The sequence below is a fragment of the Streptomyces sp. NPDC086077 genome, from assembly GCF_040686175.1.
Lineage (GTDB): Bacteria > Actinomycetota > Actinomycetes > Streptomycetales > Streptomycetaceae > Streptomyces.
The window spans coordinates 1-19964 of sequence record NZ_JBFBJT010000040.1 but is presented as its reverse complement, the minus strand read 5'-3'; the positions used below and the strand labels follow the sequence as shown (position 1 = coordinate 19964).

The following is a 19964-nucleotide window of genomic DNA, read 5'->3' as shown; positions in this document are numbered from 1 at the left end:
TCAGGAGCCACCCCATGACGACGGCCGTAGCCGCCCCGTTCCGTTTCTTCTCCCTGCAGGTCGTACGGACGAGGCGGCTGGGGCCGTCTCTGGTGCGGGTCACCTTCGCCGGGGAGGACCTGCGGCACTTCTTCTCCGACGGGCGTGACCAGTCCCTGTCGCTGTTCCTGCCGCACCCCGGCCAGCGCGAGCCGCGGGTTCCCGTCGAACTCGGTGACGGCTGGTGGCAAGGGTGGCGTGAACTCCCGGACGGCGTACGGGCCGTGATGCGGTCCTACACGCTGCGGGCACTGCGCCGGAATCCCGACGAGATCGACGTCGACTTCGTCCTGCACGCCCCGGCCGGACCCGCCTCCCATTGGGCCTCCCGGTCCGCCGCCGGGGACCGGGTGCTGCTGCTCGGACCGGCGATCGCGGACAACCGGGCGATCCGGTTCCGCCCGCCGCAGGACACCGACCTGGTGGTCGTCTGGGGCGACGAGACCGCCCTGCCGGCCGTCTCGGCCATCCTGGAGTCGCTGCCGGCCGGCCTGCGCGTGCGCGTCTGGCTGGAGGTGCACGACGCCGGGACCATCCAGGACCTGGCGACCGCGGCGGACGCCGACATCACCTGGCTGGTCCAGGACGCGGAGGCCGCCGAGAGCTCCCCCATGGCCCTCGGCCCTCTGCGCGACGCCCAACTGCCGCCCGCCGAGCACCCGTACGTCTGGATCGCGGGCGAGTCCTCCTGCGTGAAGCGGTTGCGCAGGCACTTCGTGGGCGAGCGCGGCATCGACCGCCGCCGGGTCACCTTCGTCGGCTACTGGCGACAGGGGCTCAGCGAGGAGCAGTTGCGCGAGCGGGGCGAGTAACTGCCCGCCGCAGGAAGGTCGTTCACAGTGACGGCAGTCACGGCACGGCGCTGCGGTTGACCAAGAATACTTAGGTTAGGCTAACCTAAGTTAATGCGGCCTTCACCCGTCCCGTCACGGACCGTCCCCACCGGAGGACCCCCACATGCGCTCGCACCTGCTCAATGACACGACCGCGGAGCAGTACCGCCGCTCCGTGACCGATGGAGTAGAGCGGGTGGCGGCGAAACTCGCCACCACCGACCGTCCGTTCACCGGCGTCACCGTCGACACCCTCTCCCCCCGCATCGAGCAGATCGACCTCGACCAGCCGCTGCACGACACCACCGCGGTGCTGGACGAGCTGGAGGACGTCTACCTCCGCGACGCGATCTACTTCCACCACCCCCGCTACCTCGCCCACCTCAACTGCCCGGTCGTCATACCGGCGGTGCTCGGCGAGGCGATCCTCTCCGCCGTCAACTCCTCCCTCGACACCTGGGACCAGTCGGCAGGCGGCACCCTGATCGAGCGCAAGCTCATCGACTGGACCACCGAGCGCATCGGCCTCGGCCCCGCAGCCGACGGGGTGTTCACCTCGGGCGGCACCCAGTCCAACCTCCAGGCGCTGCTGCTGGCCCGCGAGGAGGCCAAGCCAGGGCCGGCAGGGTGGGAAGAGGGGCGCTCCCTGGTGAAGCTGCGCATCTTCGCCTCGGACGTCAGCCACTTCAGCGTGAAGAAGTCGGCGAAACTGCTCGGCCTCGGACCCGACGCCGTCGTGGCGATCCCCGTCGACCACGACAAGCGGATGCAGACCGTCGCGCTCGCCCACGAGCTGGAGCGGTGCAAGGAGGACGGCCTCGTCCCCATGGCCGTCGTCGCCACCGCCGGCACCACCGACTTCGGCTCGATCGACCCGCTCCCCGAGATCGCCGAGCTGTGCTCCCGGTACGGCACCTGGATGCACGTCGACGCGGCCTACGGCTGCGGACTGCTCACCTCGCTCAGGCGCCGGGCCCTGCTGGACGGCATCGAGAGGGCCGACTCGGTCACCGTGGACTACCACAAGTCCTTCTTCCAGCCGGTGAGTTCGTCGGCCCTGCTGGTCCGGGACGCCGCCACCCTGCGCCACGCCACCTACCACGCGGAGTACCTCAACCCGCGCCGCATGGTGCAGGAACGTATTCCCAACCAGGTGGACAAGTCCCTCCAGACCACCCGCCGCTTCGACGCCCTCAAGCTCTGGGTGACCCTGCGCGTGATGGGCGCCGACGGCATCGGACAGCTCTTCGACGAGGTGTGCGACCTGGCCCAGGAGGGCTGGAAGCTGCTCGCCGCCGACCCGCGCTACGACGTCGTGGTCGAGCCCTCCCTGTCCACCCTGGTCTTCCGCTACATCCCGGCCGCCGTCACCGACCCGGCCGAGATCGACCGCGCCAACCTGCACGCCCGCAAAGCCCTGTTCGCCTCCGGCGAGGCCGTCGTCGCGGGCACCAAGGTGGGCAACCGCCACTACCTGAAGTTCACCCTGCTCAACCCCGAGACCAAGGCGTCCGACATCGCCGCCGTCCTCGACCTGATCGCCGGCCACGCCGAGCAGTACCTGGGAGAATCCCTTGACCGCGCTTCCTGACACCACGAAAAAGACCTACGACTTCGTGGGGATCGGGCTCGGCCCCTTCAACCTCGGCCTCGCCTGCCTGACCGAGCCCATCGCCGAACTCGACGGCGTCTTCCTGGAGTCCAAGCCGGACTTCGAGTGGCACGCGGGCATGTTCCTGGACGGCGCCCACCTCCAGACGCCGTTCATGTCGGACCTGGTGACGCTGGCCGACCCGACCTCCCCGTACTCCTTCCTGAACTACCTCAAGGACAGGGGACGGCTGTACTCGTTCTACATCCGCGAGAACTTCTACCCGCTGCGGGTCGAGTACGACGACTACTGCCGCTGGGCCGCGAGCCAGCTGAGCAGCGTCCGCTTCAGCACGACGGTCACCGAGGTGACGTACGAGGACGAGCTGTACGTCGTGCGCACCACGGCCGGCGAGGTCTTCCGCGCCCGTCACCTGGTCCTCGGCACCGGCACCCCGCCCCACATCCCGGACGCCTGCCAGGGTCTCGGCGGTGACTTCCTGCACAACTCCCGCTACGTCCAGAACAAGGCGGAGCTCCAGCGCAAGGAGTCGATCACGCTGGTCGGCAGCGGCCAGTCCGCCGCCGAGATCTACTACGACCTGCTCGGCGAGATCGACGTGCACGGCTACCAGCTGAACTGGGTGACGCGCTCCCCGCGGTTCTTCCCGCTGGAGTACACCAAGCTCACCCTGGAGATGACCTCCCCGGAGTACATCGACTACTACCGCGAGCTGCCCGAGGCGACCCGCTACCGCCTCACCACCGAACAGAAGGGCCTGTTCAAAGGCATCGACGGCGATCTCATCAACGAGATCTTCGACCTGCTCTACCGGAAGAACCTCGGCGGGCCGATCCGCACCCGGCTGCTCACCAACTCCGCGCTCACCGGCGCCCGGTACGAGAACGGCACGTACACGCTGGGCTTCCGCCAGGAGGAACAGGAGCGGGACTTCCAGCTCGACACGCAGGGCCTGGTGCTCGCCACCGGCTACAAGTACGCCGAGCCGGAGTTCCTGAAGCCGGTCCGCGACCGCCTGCGCTACGACTCCCAGGGCAACTTCGACGTCGCCCGCAACTACGCCGTCGACGTCACCGGCAGAGGGATCTTCCTCCAGAACGCCGGCGTCCACACCCACAGCATCACCTCGCCCGACCTGGGCATGGGCGCGTACCGGAACTCGTACATCATCCGCGAGCTGCTCGGCAGCGAGTACTACCCCGTCGAGAAGTCCATCGCGTTCCAGGAGTTCGCCGTATGAGCCTCGGCAAGTTCACCGTCCGCCCCCTCGACCCCCTGAAGGACGCCGAGCTGCTGCACAGCTGGGTCACCCACCCCAAGGCGGCCTTCTGGATGATGCAGGACGCGAAACTGCAGGACGTCGAGCGCGAGTACATGCGCATAGCGGCGCACGAGCACCACCACGCCCATCTCGGCCTGCACGACGGCGCGCCGGCCTTCCTGATGGAGCGGTACGACCCCCGTCACGTCGAGCTGGTCGGCCTGTACGACCCCGAGCCCGGCGATGTCGGCATGCACTTCCTGGTCGCCCCCACGGACCGGCCGGTGCACGGCTTCACGAGGGCCGTCATCACCGCCGTGATGGAGGAGCTGTTCGCCGACCCGGGCACCCGGCGAGTCGTGGTCGAGCCCGATGTGAGCAACGAAGCGGTGCACGCGCTGAACGAGGCCGTCGGTTTTGTGCCCGTACGAGAGATCGACAAGCCGGAGAAGCGCGCGCTGCTCAGCTTCTGCACGCGCGAGCAGTTCGTGGCCGCCCGAGGAGTAGCCGTATGACCCTGTCCGACGCCGTGGCGCACCTTTCCCCCCACCGCTGGGCGCGGGCCAACCGCCTCCTGGTCCGCAAGGCCCTCGCCGAGTTCGCCCACGAGCGGCTCCTGTCGCCGGAGTCCACCGGTGACGGCGGCTATGTCGTCCGCAGCGACGACGGCCTGACGCGGTACACCTTCACGGCAGTGGTCCGGGCCCTGGACCACTGGCAGATCGACGCCGACTCCATCGCCCGGCACCGCGACGGCGCCGAGTCGGCCCCGGCCGCGCTGGACTTCTTCATCGAGTTCCGGCAGGCGCTCGGCCTGAGCGACGAGATCCTCCCGGTCTACCTGGAGGAGGTCTCCTCGACCCTCTCCGGCACGTGCTACAAGCTCACCAAACCGCAGATCCCGGTCGGCGAGCTGGTGACCGGCGGTTTCCAGGCCATCGAGACCGGCATGACCGAGGGCCACCCCTGCTTCGTCGCCAACAACGGCCGGCTCGGCTTCGGGATCCACGAGTACCTCTCGTACGCCCCCGAGACCGCGAGCCCGGTCCGGCTGGTGTGGCTGGCCGCGCACCGCTCGCGCGCCGCCTTCACGGCCGGCGTCGGCATCGAGTACGAGTCGTTCTTGAGGGAGGAGCTGGGCGCGGAGACGGTCGAGCGGTTCGGCCGGCAGCTCACGGACCAGGGCCTCGACCCCGCCGACTACCTCCTCATCCCCGTCCACCCCTGGCAGTGGTGGAACAAGCTCTCCGTCACCTTCGCCGCCGAGGTGGCTCAGCGGCACCTCGTCTGCCTCGGCGAGGGCGACGACGAGTACCTGGCACAGCAGTCCATCCGTACCTTCTTCAACGCCACCCAGCCCGAGAAGCACTACGTGAAGACGGCCCTGTCCGTCCTCAACATGGGCTTCATGCGCGGGCTCTCGGCCGCCTACATGGAGGCCACCCCGGCGATCAACGACTGGCTCGCCCAGCTGATCGAGGGCGACCCGGTACTGAAGTCGACGGGCCTGTCGATCATCCGGGAGCGCGCGGCGGTCGGCTACCGGCACCTGGAGTACGAGAAGGCGACGGACCGCTACTCGCCGTACCGCAAGATGCTGGCCGCGCTGTGGCGGGAGAGCCCGGTGGCCTCGCTCCGGCAGGGCGAGTCGCTCGCCACCATGGCCTCGCTGCTGCACGTCGACCACGAGGGCCGGGGTTTCGCGGCCGCGCTGATCGAGCAGTCGGGCCGCACCCCGCAGGAGTGGCTGCGCGGCTACCTGCGCGCCTACTTCACGCCGCTGCTGCACAGCTTCTACGCCTACGACCTGGTGTACATGCCGCACGGCGAGAACGTCATCCTGGTCCTGAAGGACGGCGCCGTCGAGCGCGCGATCTACAAGGACATCGCCGAGGAGATCGCCGTCATGGACCCGGACGCGGTGCTGCCGCCGGCGGTGGAGCGGCTGCGCGTCGACGTCCCCGAGGACAAGAAACTCCTGTCGATCTTCACGGACGTCTTCGACTGCTTCTTCCGCTTCCTCGCCGCGAACCTCGCCGACGAGGGGGTCCTGGAGGAGGACGGCTTCTGGCGCACGGTGGCGGAGGTCACCCGTGAGTACCAGGAGTCGATGCCCGAACTCGCCGGCAAGTTCCGGCAGTACGACATGTTCGCCCCTCGTTTCGCGCTGTCCTGCCTGAACCGGCTCCAGCTGCGCAACAACAAGCAGATGGTGGACCTGGCCGACCCGGCGGGCGCGCTCCAGCTGGTCGGAGACCTGAGGAACCCGATCGCCGGGTTCTGACCCCCAAGGACAGGCGGGCACCCCGGAGTACGGTCCTGCGGGGTGCCCGCCGTCACCTACTCAGCCGGCCAAGGGACCTGCGGCGCCCGGTAGTACCCGATCCCGAGCGCCTCCCACCGCGGCGCCTGGGCCGCGAGCCGCTGCTTGTAGCCGTCCCAGCCGTGAGTGGCACGGGGCGACCAGCCGAGCTCGGCGACGCCCGGCAGCCTCGGGAAGGCCATGTACTCGATGTGGCGGGAGTTCTCCAGGGTCTCCGACCACAGCGGCGCCTCGACGCCCTTGACCGCCGACGCGGGCGCTCCGGGCAGATAGGCGCCCGGGTCCCAGTCGTAGGACCGCCGCACCTCGACGTATCCGGCCCAGGACAGCCCGAGCGGGGTCTGGGCGTCGTACTTCATGTCGAGGTAGACCCGGTCGGCCGGGGACAGGACGAGCCCCGTGCCGTTCCGCGCGGCGGCCGCGACCTGCTCCTTCTCCGCGGCGCCGGTGCCGTCCAGGCCCCAGTACTGCGCGATGGCGCCCTTGGCCGGGGTCGCGCCGGTCAGCTGGTGCCAGCCGACGACCGTCTTGCCGTACTTGGCGACCACCGGCTGCACCCGGTCCATGAACTTCACGTAGTCCTCGTGGCTCGTGGAGTGCGCCTCGTCGCCGCCGATGTGGAGATGGCGGCCCGGGGTGAGCGCCGCGATCTCCCGCACCACGTCGTCCACGAAGTCGTACGTGATCTCCTTCGGCACGCACAGCGAGCTGAAGCCGACCTGGGTGCCGGTGTAGAGCGGGGGCGCCACGCCGTCGCAGTTCAGCTCGGCGTACGAGGCGAGGGCCGCGTTGGTGTGGCCGGGCATGTCGATCTCGGGGACGACCTCCAGGTGCCGGGAGCCCGCGTAACGCACGATCTCCTTGTAGTCGGCCTTGGTGTAGTAGCCACCGGGACCGCCGCCGACCTCGGTCGAGCCGCCGTACGTCGCCAGCCGCGGCCAGGAGTCGACGGCGATCCGCCAGCCCTGGTCGTCGCTGAGGTGCAGATGCAGCTTGTTGAACTTGTAGAGAGCCAGCTGGTCGATGTACCGCTTGACCTCATCGACGCCGAAGAAGTGCCGGGACACGTCCAGCATCGCGCCGCGCCAGCCGTAGCGCGGGGTGTCCTTGATGGTGCCGCCCGCCACGACCCAGGGGCCGGGCTGCACGGAGTCCCGCTCGACGGCGGCCGGCAGGAGCTGGCGCAGGGTCTGGACGCCGTGGAAGAGGCCGGCGGGGCGGGCGGCGGTGATGGTGACGCCGCCGCGGCCGGAGTCCAGGCGGTAGCCCTCGTCGCCGTAGGGGCCCTTGGCGAGCCGCAGCCGGATGCCTCCGTCGCCGTGGGTGGTGACGGGGAGGCGGTAGCCGGTCGAGGGGCGCAGCACGTCCGCGAGATAGCCGCCGACCCCGCGGGCCTCACGGGAGTCGTCGACGCGGATGCGGGTGCGCTCGGTGATGCGGTACGGCGATCCGCCCGGGTCGACGGAGGCCGGGGCGGGTATCACGTCGCCGAGCGCGGCCCGGGCGCCGGAACCGGCACCGGTACCGGGCGCCGGCGCCGCCGCGGTGAGGGAGGCGCCGACCGCGGTGACGAGCAGCAGGGAAGCCAGAAGGCGAGGCGCTCGATGGTGCAGTTTGCGGTGCTGTCTCACAAACGTCCCTTCCTGGAGCTCCAACAGGTATGGACCACTCTCTCGCGAGACCGGTGAAACAATCCCTCGCATGGCGGAAATCATCCAGAAGGACGGCACGTGGGTCTTCGACGGCGACGCCCTGCGCCTGACTCCCGGACGGGACAAGAACGTCGGTCTGCTGCGCAAGGCACTGGGTGAACTGGTCGTGCCGCTGGGGGCGTTGGCGGGCATCTCCTTCGAGCAGGGCCGCAGGGCGGGGCGGCTGAGGCTGCGACTGCGGGACGGCGCCGACCCGCTGCTGCACGCCACCGCCGGCCGGCTCGGCGAACCCCACGACCCCTATCAGCTGACCGTCGAGTCCGACCGCTACGGCGTCGCCGAGTACCTGGTGGACGAGGTGCGCCACGCGCTGCTGCTGGACCAGGTGCCCTCGGACCCGGTCTCCGAGTACCTGCTGCCGGGCCCGTCCGTGCCGTTGTCGGCCGCCGCCGGGGACGGCACCGCGAGCTTCGACGGCGAGCAGGTCCGTCTGGAGTGGAACTGGAAGACGGAGGACGCCAAGGCAGCCGCGGGCACCCGCACGCTCGCCGTCACCGACATCGCGGCCGTGGAGTGGCACCCGGCGGCCGGCCTGGAGAACGGCTACCTGCGCTTCACGGTGAAGAACGCCCCGACCAAGGCGCCGCCCAAGTACGACCCCAACTCGGTCGAGCTGTGGGGCTTCAAGAAGGACCCGCTGATGGCCCTGATCGCCGCTGCCGTCCAGGCCCGGCTCCCGCACCCGGCCGCCCCGGCCCCGGCCGCCGCCCTGAACGCCGCCGCGCAGGAGCCGGAGCCCGCCGCGGGCATCCGCGAGGACGACCACGACGCGCTGCTGCGACGCCTGCGCGAGCTCGGCGAACTGCACCGCACCGGCGTGCTGACCGACGAGGAGTTCGCCCTGGCCAAGCAGGCGATCCTGAAGCGGATGTGACCCTGCCCGGCCGGTCGGCCGAGGACACGACACCGCCGCCCTGCCCGAAATCGGGCAAGATTGTTGCGAAAGCTTCGCCGGTACCCCAGGATCTACCGGGTGCACGACGAACTCGTTGATCATCTGACGCGCTCCACGCCCCTCAACCGGGGTGAGGCGCTGCGCGTGATCCAGGACGTGCTCGCCTACTTCGACGAGACGACCGAGGAGTTCGTCCGTCGCCGCCACCGCGAGCTCCAGGCCCAGGGTCTGGTCAACGCGACGATCTTCGAACAGATCGCGGCGGACCTGAAATACCGGGCGGTGGCACCGCCGGAGCTCACCCTCCGGCAGCTGCGCCGCATCGTCTACGGCTGAGGGAATACATCTCTATGTGCGGAATCGTCGGATACATCGGGAAGCGCGACGTCGCCCCCCTGCTCCTGGAAGGCCTCCAGCGCCTGGAGTACCGCGGCTACGACTCGGCCGGCATCGTCGTCACCTCCCCCAAGGCCGCCGGCCTGAAGATGGTCAAGGCCAAGGGCCGGGTGCGTGACCTGGAGGCCAAGGTCCCGGCGCGCTTCAAGGGCACCACCGGCATCGCCCACACCCGCTGGGCCACCCACGGCGCCCCGTCCGACGTCAACGCCCACCCGCACCTGGACGCCGAGGGCAAGGTCGCCGTCGTCCACAACGGCATCATCGACAACGCCTCCGACCTGCGCCGCAAACTGGAGGCGGACGGCGTCGAGTTCCTCTCCGAGACCGACACCGAGGTCCTCGTCCACCTGATCGCCCGCTCGCACGCCGAGAAGCTGGAGGACAAGGTCCGCGAGATCCTCCGGCTCATCGAGGGCACCTACGGCATCGCCGTCCTGCACGCCGACTTCCCGGACCGCATCGTCGTCGCCCGCAACGGCTCCCCCGTCGTCCTCGGCATCGGCGAGAAGGAGATGTTCGTCGCCTCGGACATCGCCGCGCTGGTCACCCACACCCGGCAGATAGTGACCCTCGACGACGGCGAGATGGCCACCCTCAAGGCCGACGACTTCCGCACCTACACCACCGAGGGCACCCGCACGACGGCCGAGCCCACCACCGTGGAGTGGGAGGCCGCCTCCTACGACATGGGCGGCCACGACACCTACATGCACAAGGAGATCCACGAGCAGGCCGAGGCCGTGGACCGCGTCCTGCGCGGCCGGATCGACGACCGCTTCTCCACCGTGCACCTCGGCGGCCTGAACCTCGACGCCCGCGAGGCCCGGCGGATCCGCCGCGTGAAGATCCTCGGCTGCGGCACCTCGTACCACGCCGGCATGATCGGCGCCCAGATGATCGAGGAGCTCGCCCGCATCCCCGCGGACGCCGAGCCCGCCTCCGAGTTCCGCTACCGCAACGCGGTCGTCGACCCCGACACCCTCTACATCGCCGTCTCCCAGTCCGGTGAGACCTACGACGTGCTGGCGGCCGTCCAGGAGCTGAAGCGCAAGGGCGCCCGGGTGCTGGGCATCGTGAACGTCGTCGGCTCGGCGATCGCCCGCGAGGCCGACGGCGGCATCTACGTGCACGCCGGCCCCGAGGTCTGCGTGGTCTCCACGAAGTGCTTCACCAATACCTGCGTGGCCTTCGCCCTGCTCGCCCTGCACCTCGGCCGCACCCGCGACCTCTCCGTGCGCGACGGCAAGCGGATCATCGAGGGCCTGCGCAAGCTGCCCGCGCAGATCGCCGAGATGATGGAGCAGGAGGGGGAGATCGAGGAGCTGGCCAAGGGGTACGCCGACGCCCGCTCGATGCTCTTCATCGGCCGGGTCCGCGGCTACCCGGTCGCCCGCGAGGCCTCCCTCAAGCTCAAGGAGGTCTCGTACATCCACGCCGAGGCCTACCCCGCCTCCGAGCTGAAGCACGGCCCGCTCGCCCTGATCGAGCCCGCGCTCCCGACGGTGGCGATCGTCCCCGACGACGACCTGCTGGAGAAGAACCGCGCCGCGTTGGAGGAGATCAAGGCGCGCAGCGGCAAGATCCTGGCGGTCGCCCACCGCGAGCAGGAGAAGGCCGACCAGACGATCGTGGTCCCGAAGAACGAGGACGAGCTCGACCCGATCCTGATGGGCATCCCGCTTCAACTCCTCGCCTACCACACGGCACTTGCCCTCGGCCGGGACATCGACAAGCCCCGCAACCTCGCCAAGTCGGTGACGGTCGAGTAGTTCCCTGATCCGAGGCCGGACAAGAGGACGGACCCCCATGTGTCGCCACCGAACACTGGGGGTCCGTCTCGTGTGCCGGGAAGCCGCCCAACTCCCCGGCCTGCACCGCTAACCGGCAGCCGTCACCCCCCGGCCCGCGGCGCGTCGCGGAAGTGCCGTCGGCCAGTGCGCCAGCGCCGCGGTCGCCGCGTACCAGGCGACCGCCCCGGAGGCGACGGCGAACCAGCCGCCCGCCTTGCCCAGCGCCCCGCTGTCCGCGAACTGCCCGATGGCGAGCAGCAGCAGCGCGACGAAGAACAGTCCGTACATGGCCTGCCCGAGCGTGTCGCCACCGGCGAGCGTGAGGGTGAGGACGACGAGGGCGAACAGCAGCAGGAACAGCCCTGCGGCGTTGTCGGAGACGTCGGGCGAGACGGCCCAGGTGAACCAGAGCGCGCCGAGCGCGGCGAACGCGGTGCCCGTCCCGGTGTCACCTTCCCGGAACGCGAACAGTCCGGCGACGAACAGCGCCACGCCGCCTACGTAGTGAGCCAGTGTCACGGCGTCCGCCGCCGTCACTCCGTCGATCAGCCCGGTGTAACCGAGGCCGACGGCCAGCAGCGTGACACCGAGTGCGAGTCGGCCGACGATCGTGGTGGTGCTTCCCGCAGAGACTACGTTGTCCACGGCGGGCTCCCTTCATGCATGTGCAGTTGTACGGTGACCGATATATGCCCTTCACAAGGGCACAAACACATCTACGCGCGAGTAGATTCGGGTTGCGCACAAAGGGGGGCGGCCCTGCCCACGGGGCATCTCACCTGGGCCGACGGGGAGTTACGGAATGACAACGACAGGACGCCTGGCGCGCTTGGCCAACCGCCCAGCGACGGAACCGAAGATGCGCCCCACGATGCCGTGCGTGGAGCCGACGACGATGGCGTCCGCCTCGTACTCCCGCCCGACCTCCTCGAGTTCGTGGCAGATGTCCCCGCCACGCTCGACGAGGATCCAGGGCACCTCTGCGAGATAGTCGGCGCAGGCCAGCTCCAGGCCGAGCACCTCGGTGCGGTGGTCCGGCACGTCGACGAAGACGGGTGGCTCGCAGCCGGCCCACACCGTGGTGGGCAGCCGGTTGGCCACATGGACGATGATCAGTCCTGAGCCGGAGCGCAGCGCCATCCCGATCGCGTACGCGAGGGCACGCTCGGAGGAGGTGGAGCCGTCGAAGCCGACGACCACGCCGTGCTTGAAAGCGGGATCGCACGCATGGCGTGACTCTTCCGCCGCCAGGGGATCGGCCGCCGTCGGGTCGGCGACCGGCCGCTTGCGGTCCGCGGGTTCGAAGAATTCGTGACCGGCCATGGCTGTCTCGGCGTTGTGATCCTTTATGGGTGGGACGACACTGTGCGGCGGAGCTGTGTCCGGGAATAATCTTCCCAACCCCATACCCCCAAGGGTACGGCGGCACGCCTCCTTCGCCCAGATCCCGCTCACGTCCGCGGCGGGTTCCAGGGAGCATGCACGAGGGGGTGCCCGTGACGCAATGGTTGCTGCCTCGTACAGGCGGTTCGCTCAGGATTCACCTACGTCGCCGACGCGACCCTGTATAGCAGTGACCGACCGGTGCGCCGGGCGTTGATCCGCGTGAGCCCGCCACCACAGGGAGTAGTGATGTCCGCACCCCGCCCGACCCCCGAGACGCGCCCCGGGACCGCGTCCGGACCGGACGCGGTGACCGACCTGGTGCGGTGGGCCGTCTTCAGCTGCCTGCTCGTACCGGTGGTCCTCCTGTGGTGCGGCAGCTCCCTCGCGGGCGCCACCGGCACCGCCGTCGGCCTCGCCGCCGTCACGGCGGTCTGCAGGGCCCTGCTGCGCGGGTCCGAGCGCGGCGCCGCCCGGCTGCGGGCGGCGGAGGGGGCGCCGCACCGGGGCCGGCATCAGCGCAGCGGTTCGGGGGCACACAGGGGTGGGCGACGCCCTGGCGGGCATACACCGGTCGCCTGACCGGTTTCCGCGCACGCGCCCGTATCTTTTCAGCCAACTTCTGAGGAGTGTGCATCAGCACCCCTCGACACCCCCCAACCCCCGTTCGACCTGCACGGAAAGGGTCCCAGGGGGCGCACGCACCCTATGTGGATTGGCCACTGCGACAAGGCGCACTTCCCTGCGCGGCCCGCTAGTGCAACGCTTCGTGATCGAATGCTTCACGCCAAGTTGCCAAGTCGACAATGCGCCGGGTGATGAACTGGCCACGCCGGCACAACGCGACACAGTAGATTCGATCTTGACTGTCTACGGCGGGGGACTCGTGCAGGACCGAGGGGAAACGTGCAGGAGCGACACAACCGAGGAGCCGCGACCACCGAGGGGGGCTTAGCAGTATGAGCCACGACTCCACTGCCGCGCCGGATACCGCGGCCCGGAAACTGTCCGGGCGCCGCCGCAAGGAGATCGTCGCGGTGCTGCTGTTCAGCGGCGGCCCCATCTTCGAGAGTTCCATACCGCTGTCGGTGTTCGGGATCGACCGCCAGGACGCCGGCGTCCCGCGTTACCGACTACTGGTGTGCGCGGGCGAGGAAGGCCCTCTGCGGACCACAGGGGGCCTTGAACTCACCGCGCCGCATGGCCTGGAAGCGATCTCCCGCGCGGGCACGGTGGTCGTGCCCGCCTGGCGGTCGATCACCTCGCCACCGCCGGAGGAGGCGCTCGACGCCCTGCGGCGGGCGCACGAGGAGGGCGCCCGGATCGTGGGCCTGTGCACGGGGGCGTTCGTCCTCGCGGCGGCGGGCCTGCTGGACGGCCGCCCGGCCACCACGCACTGGATGTACGCGCCGACACTGGCGAAGCGCTACCCGTCGGTCCATGTGGACCCACGTGAGCTGTTCGTCGACGACGGCGACGTGCTGACGTCCGCGGGCACGGCGGCCGGAATTGATCTCTGTCTGCACATCGTGCGGACGGACCACGGCAACGAGGCGGCCGGTGCGCTGGCCCGCCGGCTGGTGGTCCCACCGCGCCGGACGGGCGGGCAGGAGCGCTACCTCGATCGGTCTTTACCCGAGGAGATCGGCGCCGACCCGCTGGCCGAGGTCGTCGCCTGGGCGCTGGAGCACCTCCACGAGCAGTTCGACGTGGAGACGCTGGCGGCACGCGCGTACATGAGCCGTCGCACGTTCGACCGCCGCTTCCGTTCACTGACGGGCAGCGCGCCCCTGCAGTGGCTGATCACCCAGCGGGTGCTCCAGGCGCAGCGCCTGCTGGAGACGTCGGACTACTCGGTGGACGAGGTGGCGGGCCGCTGCGGCTTCCGCTCGCCGGTCGCGCTGCGCGGCCACTTCCGCCGCCAGCTGGGCTCGTCCCCGGCCGCCTACCGGGCGGCGTACCGAGCACGCCGCCCGCAGTCCGAGCGCCCCTCGGACAGCGACGGTCCGTCGAGCACGTCCGCGCCGATGACCGGCCCGCCGCAGCAGGCAGGCCCGCCGTCCACCCAGCTGCACCCGGAGGGCCCGGTGCCGATCCAGGCCCGCCGCACGGCGGCGGCCGGCGCGGGCGGCTCCGCGTCCCTGCCGGGGGACCACGCCCGGGAGACGTACGCCCGGGCCAGTCTGCCGGGGCAGCGAAGCGGGTCGTAACGGCGGCAACGGTGTGACGGGGCCCACAGGGTGCAAACCGCCCCCTGTGGGCCCCGGTACGGTCTCGGCGGCTACACGGCAGACCTCACACGCGCGTCTCGGCCGTAGGGTGGACGCATGAACGATCGCATGGTGTGGATCGACTGCGAGATGACCGGTCTCTCGCTGTCCGACGACGCTCTCATCGAGGTGGCCGCCCTCGTCACCGACTCCGAGCTGAACGTACTCGGCGAGGGGGTGGACATCGTCATCCGCCCGCCGGACCGGGCGCTGGAGACGATGCCGGAGGTGGTCCGTCAGATGCACACCGCGTCCGGCCTGCTCACGGAGCTCCCGGGCGGCACGACCCTCGCGGACGCCGAGGACCAGGTCCTCACCTACGTACGTGAGCACGTCAAGGAGCCCGGCAAGGCCCCGCTGTGCGGCAACTCGGTCGGCACCGACCGCGGCTTCCTGCTGCGCGACATGCCCACGCTGGAGGACTACCTCCACTACCGCATCGTCGACGTCTCCAGCATCAAGGAGCTGGCCCGCCGGTGGTACCCGCGGGCGTACTTCAACAGCCCCGAGAAGAACGGCAACCACCGCGCCCTGGCCGACATCCGCGAGTCCATCGCGGAACTGCGCTACTACCGCGAGGCCGTCTTCGTGCCGCAGCCGGGCCCCGACTCGGACACCGCGAGGACGATCGCCGCCAAGCACGTCCTGCCTGCTCAGCCCGCCTGACGAAGCCCGCGTGAGGGGCGCCGCGAAAGCCGTGCGCGAGCACCCCTTCGGACCCTGTACACTTTTTCTCGGCCGGTCGGGGAAACGACAGTAGAACCGCCGGTCATGGTGGGTGTAGCTCAGCTGGTAGAGCACCTGGTTGTGGTCCAGGATGCCGCGGGTTCGAGTCCCGTCACTCACCCTTTCCGACGGAGGGCTGATCCCTGATGAGGGATCAGCCCTCCGTCGTGTCCCGATGCGACTCCGGGTCCGGCAGGACCTTCCGCAGCTCGGCCTCGACCTCCGCGCGCGTTGTCCCCTTCTCCTTCGCGTACTCGGTCACCGTCTGACCCAGATCGCGGTCGAGGTCGCGCCAGGCCCGCCACGCCGTCTCGTACGTCTCGCGCTGAGGCGCGTTCCAGCCACCCTCCCGGGTCGGCGCGCCGTAGGAGTCCCGAAGCTCCAGGACCCTCGCGTGCGCCTCGTCCGCGGCCCGCTGTTTCGCCAGAAGTTCCTCGAAGGTATGTGCCACGCGCGGATCCTATGCGCGGCCCCGGCGGCACGCGTCCCGACCGGGCCGTCCGAGCGGCGCCCCCTGACTCACCCGGCGCAAGCCGGCCGCTACGACGAGGCGCGCGCCACCAGCTCGGTCGCGAGCACCATCTGGCGCCGCTGCGGCCCCCGGGACACCACGGGGCGCCGGTCGGCGATCTCGGTGAGCAGCAGGTCGATCATCCGGCGGCCCATCTCCTCTATGGGCTGGCGGACGCTGGTGAGCGGCGGGTCCATGTGGCGGGCGATCGCCGAGTCGTCGTAGCCGACCAGGGCCACGTCCTCCGGGATACGGCGGCCGGCCTGGCGCAGGGCGTGGCGGGCGCCGGCCGCGGTCACGTCGGAGGCCGCGAAGACCGCGTCGAGGCCGGGGGCGCGGCCGAGCAGCTCGGTCATGGCGCGCCGGCCGCCCTCCTCGGTGAAGTCTCCCGCCTCGATCAACCGTTCGTCGGCCGGGTGCCCGGCGTCGCGCAGCGCGTCGCGGTAGCCGTCGACGCGCCGCTGGGCGCCGTAGACGTCGAGGCGGCCGGTGATGTGCGCTATCTGCCGGCGGCCCTGGGCGATCAGGTGCTCCACGGCGGACCGGGCGCCGCCGTAGTTGTCCGAGTCCACCGACGTGAGGGTCTCCTCGGCGGACCGCGGGCCGCTGATCACCGCCGGGATCTCCAGCTGGGACAGCAGGTCCGGCAGCGGGTCGTCCGCGTGCACCGAGACCAGCAGGACGCCGTCCACCCGGTGCGCCGCGAGGTACTGGGCCAGGCGGCGGCGTTCCCGGTCGCTGCCCGCGAAGATCAGCAGCAGCTGCATCTCGGTGTCGGACAGCTCGGCGCCGACACCGCGCAGCATGTCGGAGAAGTACGGTTCGGCGAAGAACCGGGTCTCCGGCTCGGGGACGACGAGGGCGATCGCGTCGGTGCGGTTCGCGGCCAGGGCGCGGGCCGCGGTGTTCGGGACGTAGCCGAGTTCGGCGACCGCCGCCTGGACCGCCGCGCGGGTCGCGTCGCTGACCCGGGGCGAGCCGTTGATCACTCGGGAGACCGTGCCCCGGCCCACTCCGGCGCGCGCGGCGACCTCCTCCAGGGTGGGCCGGCCACCGCTCCGGCCCCGCGCTCCGTGGCTTGCCATGGGCTCCGCCTTCCGCCGCCGTTCATCACGCTGGCCTGGAATCTAACAGCCCCGCGTGCTGGGGTGACCGTCGCCGCGGGCGCCCCGGACGGGCCGGAACCCGTCGCCCACGCCCGCCGGACCGGACCCTCAGGTTCCAGTTAACAGCCCGATAACTGAACGCATCTTGCGCTGTCCGCTCCCTTGACACCCCCGCGGGAAGCGACGACTCTTCAACTCATCACTGGTGGGAGCGCTCCCACAGTACCTGACACCTACACAACCCGCACGTTCCCCGCCCGAGCCGCAGCGAGTACAACTTACGGGACCAACCATGCAGTTGGCCGGGGGGTCGGCACGTCAGGGCAACAGGAGGACGCAATGCGAGCACGTAAGTCGGTGGTCCTCGCGGCCATCGCGACGCTGGGCGCCGGGCTGCTGGCCGGCTGTGCCGACGACGGCGGCGACGAGGGCGGCTCCGGCTCGTCGGGCGGCGAGGGCAAGACCACGATCACCCTCGGCCTGTTCGGGACGATGGGCTTCAAGGAAGCCGGTCTCTACGACGAGTACATGAAGCTCAACCCGGACATCACCATCAAGGAGAACGTCACCGAGCGCAACGAGAACTACTACCCCGCGCTCGTCAACCACCTCACCACCAACAGCGGCCTGATGGACATCCAGGCCGTCGAGGTCGGCAACATCGCCGAGGTGGCCAAGACCCAGGGCAACAAGCTGCTCGACCTGTCGAAGTACGGCAAGGAGAGCGACTACCTGGAGTGGAAGTGGAAGCAGGCGGCCACCGCCGACGGCCAGACGATCGGTCTCGGCACCGACGTCGGCCCGATGGCCATCTGCTACCGCAAGGACCTGTTCGAGAAGGCCGGACTGCCCACCGACCGTGAGGAAGTGGGCAAGCTGTGGGCGGGCGACTGGGCGAAGTTCGTCGACGCCGGCCGCGACTACCAGAAGAAGGCGCCCTCCGGCACCACCTTCATGGACTCCCCCGGCGGTCTGATCCAGGCGATCCTCAGCAGTGAGACCGAGCGCTTCTACGACTCCTCCGGCGAGGTCATCTACAAGACCAACCCGGCCGTCAAGTCCGCGTTCGACCTGACCGCGGCCGCCGCGGAGGACGGACTGGTCGGCAACCAGACGCAGTTCCAGCCGGCCTGGGACACGACCATCGCCAACAGCAAGTTCGCCGCGATGTCCTGCCCGCCGTGGATGCTCGGCTACATCAAGGGCAAGTCGAAGCCGGACGCGGCCGGCAAGTGGGACGTGGCCGCGGCGCCCAAGTCCGGCAACTGGGGCGGCTCCTTCCTGTCCGTGCCCAAGTCCGGCAAGAACGCGGAGGCGGCGGCGAAGCTCGCCGCCTGGCTGACCGCGCCCGAGCAGCAGGCCAAGCTGTTCAAGGTGCAGGGCAACTTCCCGAGCACGCCGGCCGCGTACGACATGGACGAGGTCAAGAGCGCCAAGAACGAGATGACCGGTGACGCCCCGATCGGCGAGATCTTCGCCGACGCCGCCAAGAGCGCCCCGGTCCAGGTGATCGGTCCGAAGGACCAGATCATCCAGCAGGGTCTGACCGACAACGGCGTGATCCTGGTCGCCCAGGGCAAGTCGGCCAAGGAGGCCTGGGAGACGGCCGTGAAGACCATCGACAACAACCTGGACCAGTGACCCGTATGACCACTGGGCACGACACCGCCGCCGCGCCCCCCACGAAGGAGGGGGGCGCGGCCCCGGCCCGCCCGTCGGCCGGCGCGTCGGTCTCGGAGCGGGAGCGGCGGCGCCGGGCCCGGCTGTCCCGCCGCTGGCAGCGGGACATGCGCTGGAGCCCGTACGCCTTCGTCTCGCCGTTCTTCCTGCTGTTCCTCGCCTTCGGGCTGTTTCCGCTGGTCTACACGGGGTGGGCCTCGCTGCACCAGGTGGAGCTGACCGCACCCACCGACATGAACTGGGTGGGCCTGCGCAACTACACCCGGATCTTCGACGACGACTTCTTCTGGAACGCGGCCCGCAACACCCTGACCATCGGCATCATCTCCACCGTTCCGCAGCTGCTGATGGCGATGGGCCTGGCCCACATCCTCAACTACAAGCTGCGCGCCTCGACCTTCTACCGGGTCGTGATGCTCGCTCCGTACGCCACCTCGATCGCCGCCGCGTCGCTGGTCTTCGTGCTGCTCTTCGGCCGCGACTACGGCATGATCAACTGGGCGCTCGGCGCCGTCGGCATCGACCACGTCGACTGGCAGAACGAGAGGTGGCCCTCCCAGATCGCCGTCTCGACGATCGTCATCTGGCGCTGGACCGGCTACAACGCGCTGATCTACCTGGCCGCGATGCAGGCGATACCGCAGGACCTCTACGAGTCGGCGGCGCTGGACGGGGCCAACCGCTGGCAGCAGTTCATCCATGTGACGCTGCCGTCGCTGCGGCCGACGATCCTGTTCACCGTCGTCGTGTCGACCATCGGCGCCTCGCAGGTGTTCGGTGAGCCGCTGCTGTTCGACGCGAACAAGGGCGCGTCGGGCGGATCCCAGCACCAGTTCCAGACGCTCGGCCTGTACCTGTACGAGCAGGGCTGGGTCAACCAGCACCTGGGCCGCGCCTCCGCCATCGCCTGGACGATGTTCCTGATCCTCATCGTGATCGGGATCGTCAACTACGTCATCTCGCGCCGGCTGCGCGCCAGTAGTTAAGGAGACCGGCCGTGACGACGACACTGACCAAGCCCCCGGCCGGGGAGGTCAAGCGCCCCCGGCGGCCCAAGGCCGCCCGCGCCGGCGGGACCCTGCACGCCGGGCCCGTCGCCTACGTGATCCTCGCCCTGTTCACCATCGGGTCGCTGTTCCCGCTGGTGTGGACGGCGATCGCCGCGTCCCGCGACAACCAGCGGCTGGCCGAGACGCCACCGCCGTTCTGGTTCGGCTCGAACCTGATGAACAACCTGGAGATCGCCTGGAAGGACGCCAACCTCGGCGAGGCCTTCCTCAACACCACCATCGTGGCCGGGATCTCGGCGCTCACCATCGTCGTGCTGTCGACGATCGCCGGGTTCGCCTTCGCCAAGCTGCGCTTCCGGGGCCGTAACGCGCTGATGCTCGTCGTCATCGGCACGATGATGGTGCCGCCGCAGC

General features: G+C 70.0%; 18 protein-coding genes, 1 tRNA gene and 1 pseudogene. 15 read left to right on the top strand and 5 right to left on the bottom strand.

The window, feature by feature from the left end; genetic code table 11:
* The first annotated feature begins 14 nt into the window (after positions 1-14).
* The 5 genes from AB0O67_RS14390 to AB0O67_RS14370 all read left to right on the top strand — a co-directional run bounded on the left by AB0O67_RS14390 (position 15) and on the right by AB0O67_RS14370 (position 6029).
* Positions 15-851 (top strand): siderophore-interacting protein, encoded by an 837-nt coding sequence (locus AB0O67_RS14390; RefSeq protein WP_365449724.1) that lies wholly within the window; start codon positions 15-17, stop codon positions 849-851.
* Positions 852-996: 145 nt separating this feature from the next.
* Positions 997-2463, top strand: coding sequence for a lysine decarboxylase DesA (desA, locus tag AB0O67_RS14385; protein ID WP_365449722.1), 1467 nt, complete (start codon positions 997-999; stop codon positions 2461-2463).
* Positions 2447-3724 (top strand): SidA/IucD/PvdA family monooxygenase, encoded by a 1278-nt coding sequence (locus AB0O67_RS14380; protein WP_365449720.1) that lies wholly within the window; start codon positions 2447-2449, stop codon positions 3722-3724. The genes desA and AB0O67_RS14380 overlap by 17 nt, the downstream gene beginning before the upstream one ends.
* On the top strand, positions 3721-4260 hold the full coding sequence (locus AB0O67_RS14375; RefSeq protein WP_365449718.1) for a GNAT family N-acetyltransferase: 540 nt from the start codon (positions 3721-3723) through the stop codon (positions 4258-4260). Before AB0O67_RS14380 ends, AB0O67_RS14375 begins: the two co-directional genes overlap by 4 nt.
* Positions 4257-6029: an IucA/IucC family siderophore biosynthesis protein gene (locus AB0O67_RS14370; RefSeq protein ID WP_365449716.1), complete on the top strand. Its 1773-nt coding sequence runs from the start codon at positions 4257-4259 to the stop codon at positions 6027-6029. The genes AB0O67_RS14375 and AB0O67_RS14370 overlap by 4 nt, the downstream gene beginning before the upstream one ends.
* Before the next feature lie 56 nt (positions 6030-6085).
* Here AB0O67_RS14370 and AB0O67_RS14365 read toward each other — a convergent pair whose 3' ends face one another.
* Complete coding sequence (locus AB0O67_RS14365) at positions 6086-7699, bottom strand: beta-N-acetylhexosaminidase (RefSeq protein ID WP_365449714.1); 1614 nt, start codon at positions 7697-7699, stop codon at positions 6086-6088.
* 70 nt (positions 7700-7769) lie between these two features.
* On the opposite strand from AB0O67_RS14365, the gene AB0O67_RS14360 reads away from it, so the two are divergent.
* The 3 genes from AB0O67_RS14360 to glmS all read left to right on the top strand — a co-directional run bounded on the left by AB0O67_RS14360 (position 7770) and on the right by glmS (position 10843).
* A complete protein-coding gene (locus AB0O67_RS14360; RefSeq protein ID WP_365449712.1) occupies positions 7770-8654 on the top strand; it encodes a DUF4429 domain-containing protein in 885 nt (294 codons plus the stop codon).
* A gap of 99 nt (positions 8655-8753) precedes the next feature.
* Positions 8754-9011: a hypothetical protein gene (locus tag AB0O67_RS14355; RefSeq protein ID WP_141313127.1), complete on the top strand. Its 258-nt coding sequence runs from the start codon at positions 8754-8756 to the stop codon at positions 9009-9011.
* Positions 9012-9025: 14 nt separating this feature from the next.
* A complete protein-coding gene (gene glmS, locus AB0O67_RS14350) occupies positions 9026-10843 on the top strand; it encodes a glutamine--fructose-6-phosphate transaminase (isomerizing) (protein ID WP_365449710.1) in 1818 nt (605 codons plus the stop codon).
* Between the two features lie 108 nt (positions 10844-10951).
* On the opposite strand, the gene AB0O67_RS14345 is transcribed toward glmS, so the two are convergent.
* Entirely contained in the window at positions 10952-11509 is a 558-nt protein-coding gene (locus AB0O67_RS14345) for a GPR1/FUN34/YaaH family transporter (RefSeq protein WP_365449708.1), read from the bottom strand.
* 150 nt (positions 11510-11659) lie between these two features.
* Positions 11660-12187, bottom strand: a complete 528-nt coding sequence (locus tag AB0O67_RS14340; RefSeq protein WP_365449706.1) for a universal stress protein — start codon at positions 12185-12187, stop codon at positions 11660-11662.
* A 309-nt stretch (positions 12188-12496) separates the two neighbouring features.
* Between AB0O67_RS14340 and AB0O67_RS14335 the strand changes: the two genes are divergently transcribed.
* The 4 genes from AB0O67_RS14335 (at position 12497) to AB0O67_RS14320 (ending at position 15364) form a co-directional block, all read left to right on the top strand.
* Positions 12497-12829: a hypothetical protein gene (locus AB0O67_RS14335; protein ID WP_365449704.1), complete on the top strand. Its 333-nt coding sequence runs from the start codon at positions 12497-12499 to the stop codon at positions 12827-12829.
* 377 nt (positions 12830-13206) lie between these two features.
* Entirely contained in the window at positions 13207-14457 is a 1251-nt protein-coding gene (locus tag AB0O67_RS14330) for a helix-turn-helix domain-containing protein (RefSeq protein WP_365449702.1), read from the top strand.
* A gap of 117 nt (positions 14458-14574) precedes the next feature.
* Entirely contained in the window at positions 14575-15183 is a 609-nt protein-coding gene (orn, locus tag AB0O67_RS14325; RefSeq protein WP_365449700.1) for an oligoribonuclease, read from the top strand.
* A 108-nt stretch (positions 15184-15291) separates the two neighbouring features.
* A tRNA-His gene (locus AB0O67_RS14320) sits at positions 15292-15364 on the top strand.
* Between the two features lie 33 nt (positions 15365-15397).
* Here the strand turns inward: AB0O67_RS14320 and AB0O67_RS14315 are convergent.
* Positions 15398-15694 carry a hypothetical protein gene (locus AB0O67_RS14315; protein WP_365449698.1) on the bottom strand — a complete coding sequence of 99 codons (297 nt, stop codon included), beginning with the start codon at positions 15692-15694 and terminating at the stop codon, positions 15398-15400.
* 89 nt (positions 15695-15783) lie between these two features.
* Positions 15784-16839, bottom strand: a complete 1056-nt coding sequence (locus AB0O67_RS14310) for a LacI family DNA-binding transcriptional regulator (RefSeq protein ID WP_365449696.1) — start codon at positions 16837-16839, stop codon at positions 15784-15786.
* Positions 16840-17199: 360 nt separating this feature from the next.
* Here AB0O67_RS14310 and AB0O67_RS14305 point away from each other — a divergent pair, with 360 nt between their 5' ends.
* From AB0O67_RS14305 to AB0O67_RS14295, 3 genes and pseudogenes are all read left to right on the top strand, one after another.
* Positions 17200-18501 (top strand): extracellular solute-binding protein, encoded by a 1302-nt coding sequence (locus tag AB0O67_RS14305; RefSeq protein WP_365449694.1) that lies wholly within the window; start codon positions 17200-17202, stop codon positions 18499-18501.
* A gap of 5 nt (positions 18502-18506) precedes the next feature.
* Positions 18507-19526, top strand: a complete 1020-nt coding sequence (locus AB0O67_RS14300; RefSeq protein WP_365449692.1) for a sugar ABC transporter permease — start codon at positions 18507-18509, stop codon at positions 19524-19526.
* A gap of 11 nt (positions 19527-19537) precedes the next feature.
* Positions 19538-19964: pseudogene (locus AB0O67_RS14295) on the top strand (carbohydrate ABC transporter permease); the annotation flags it as partial.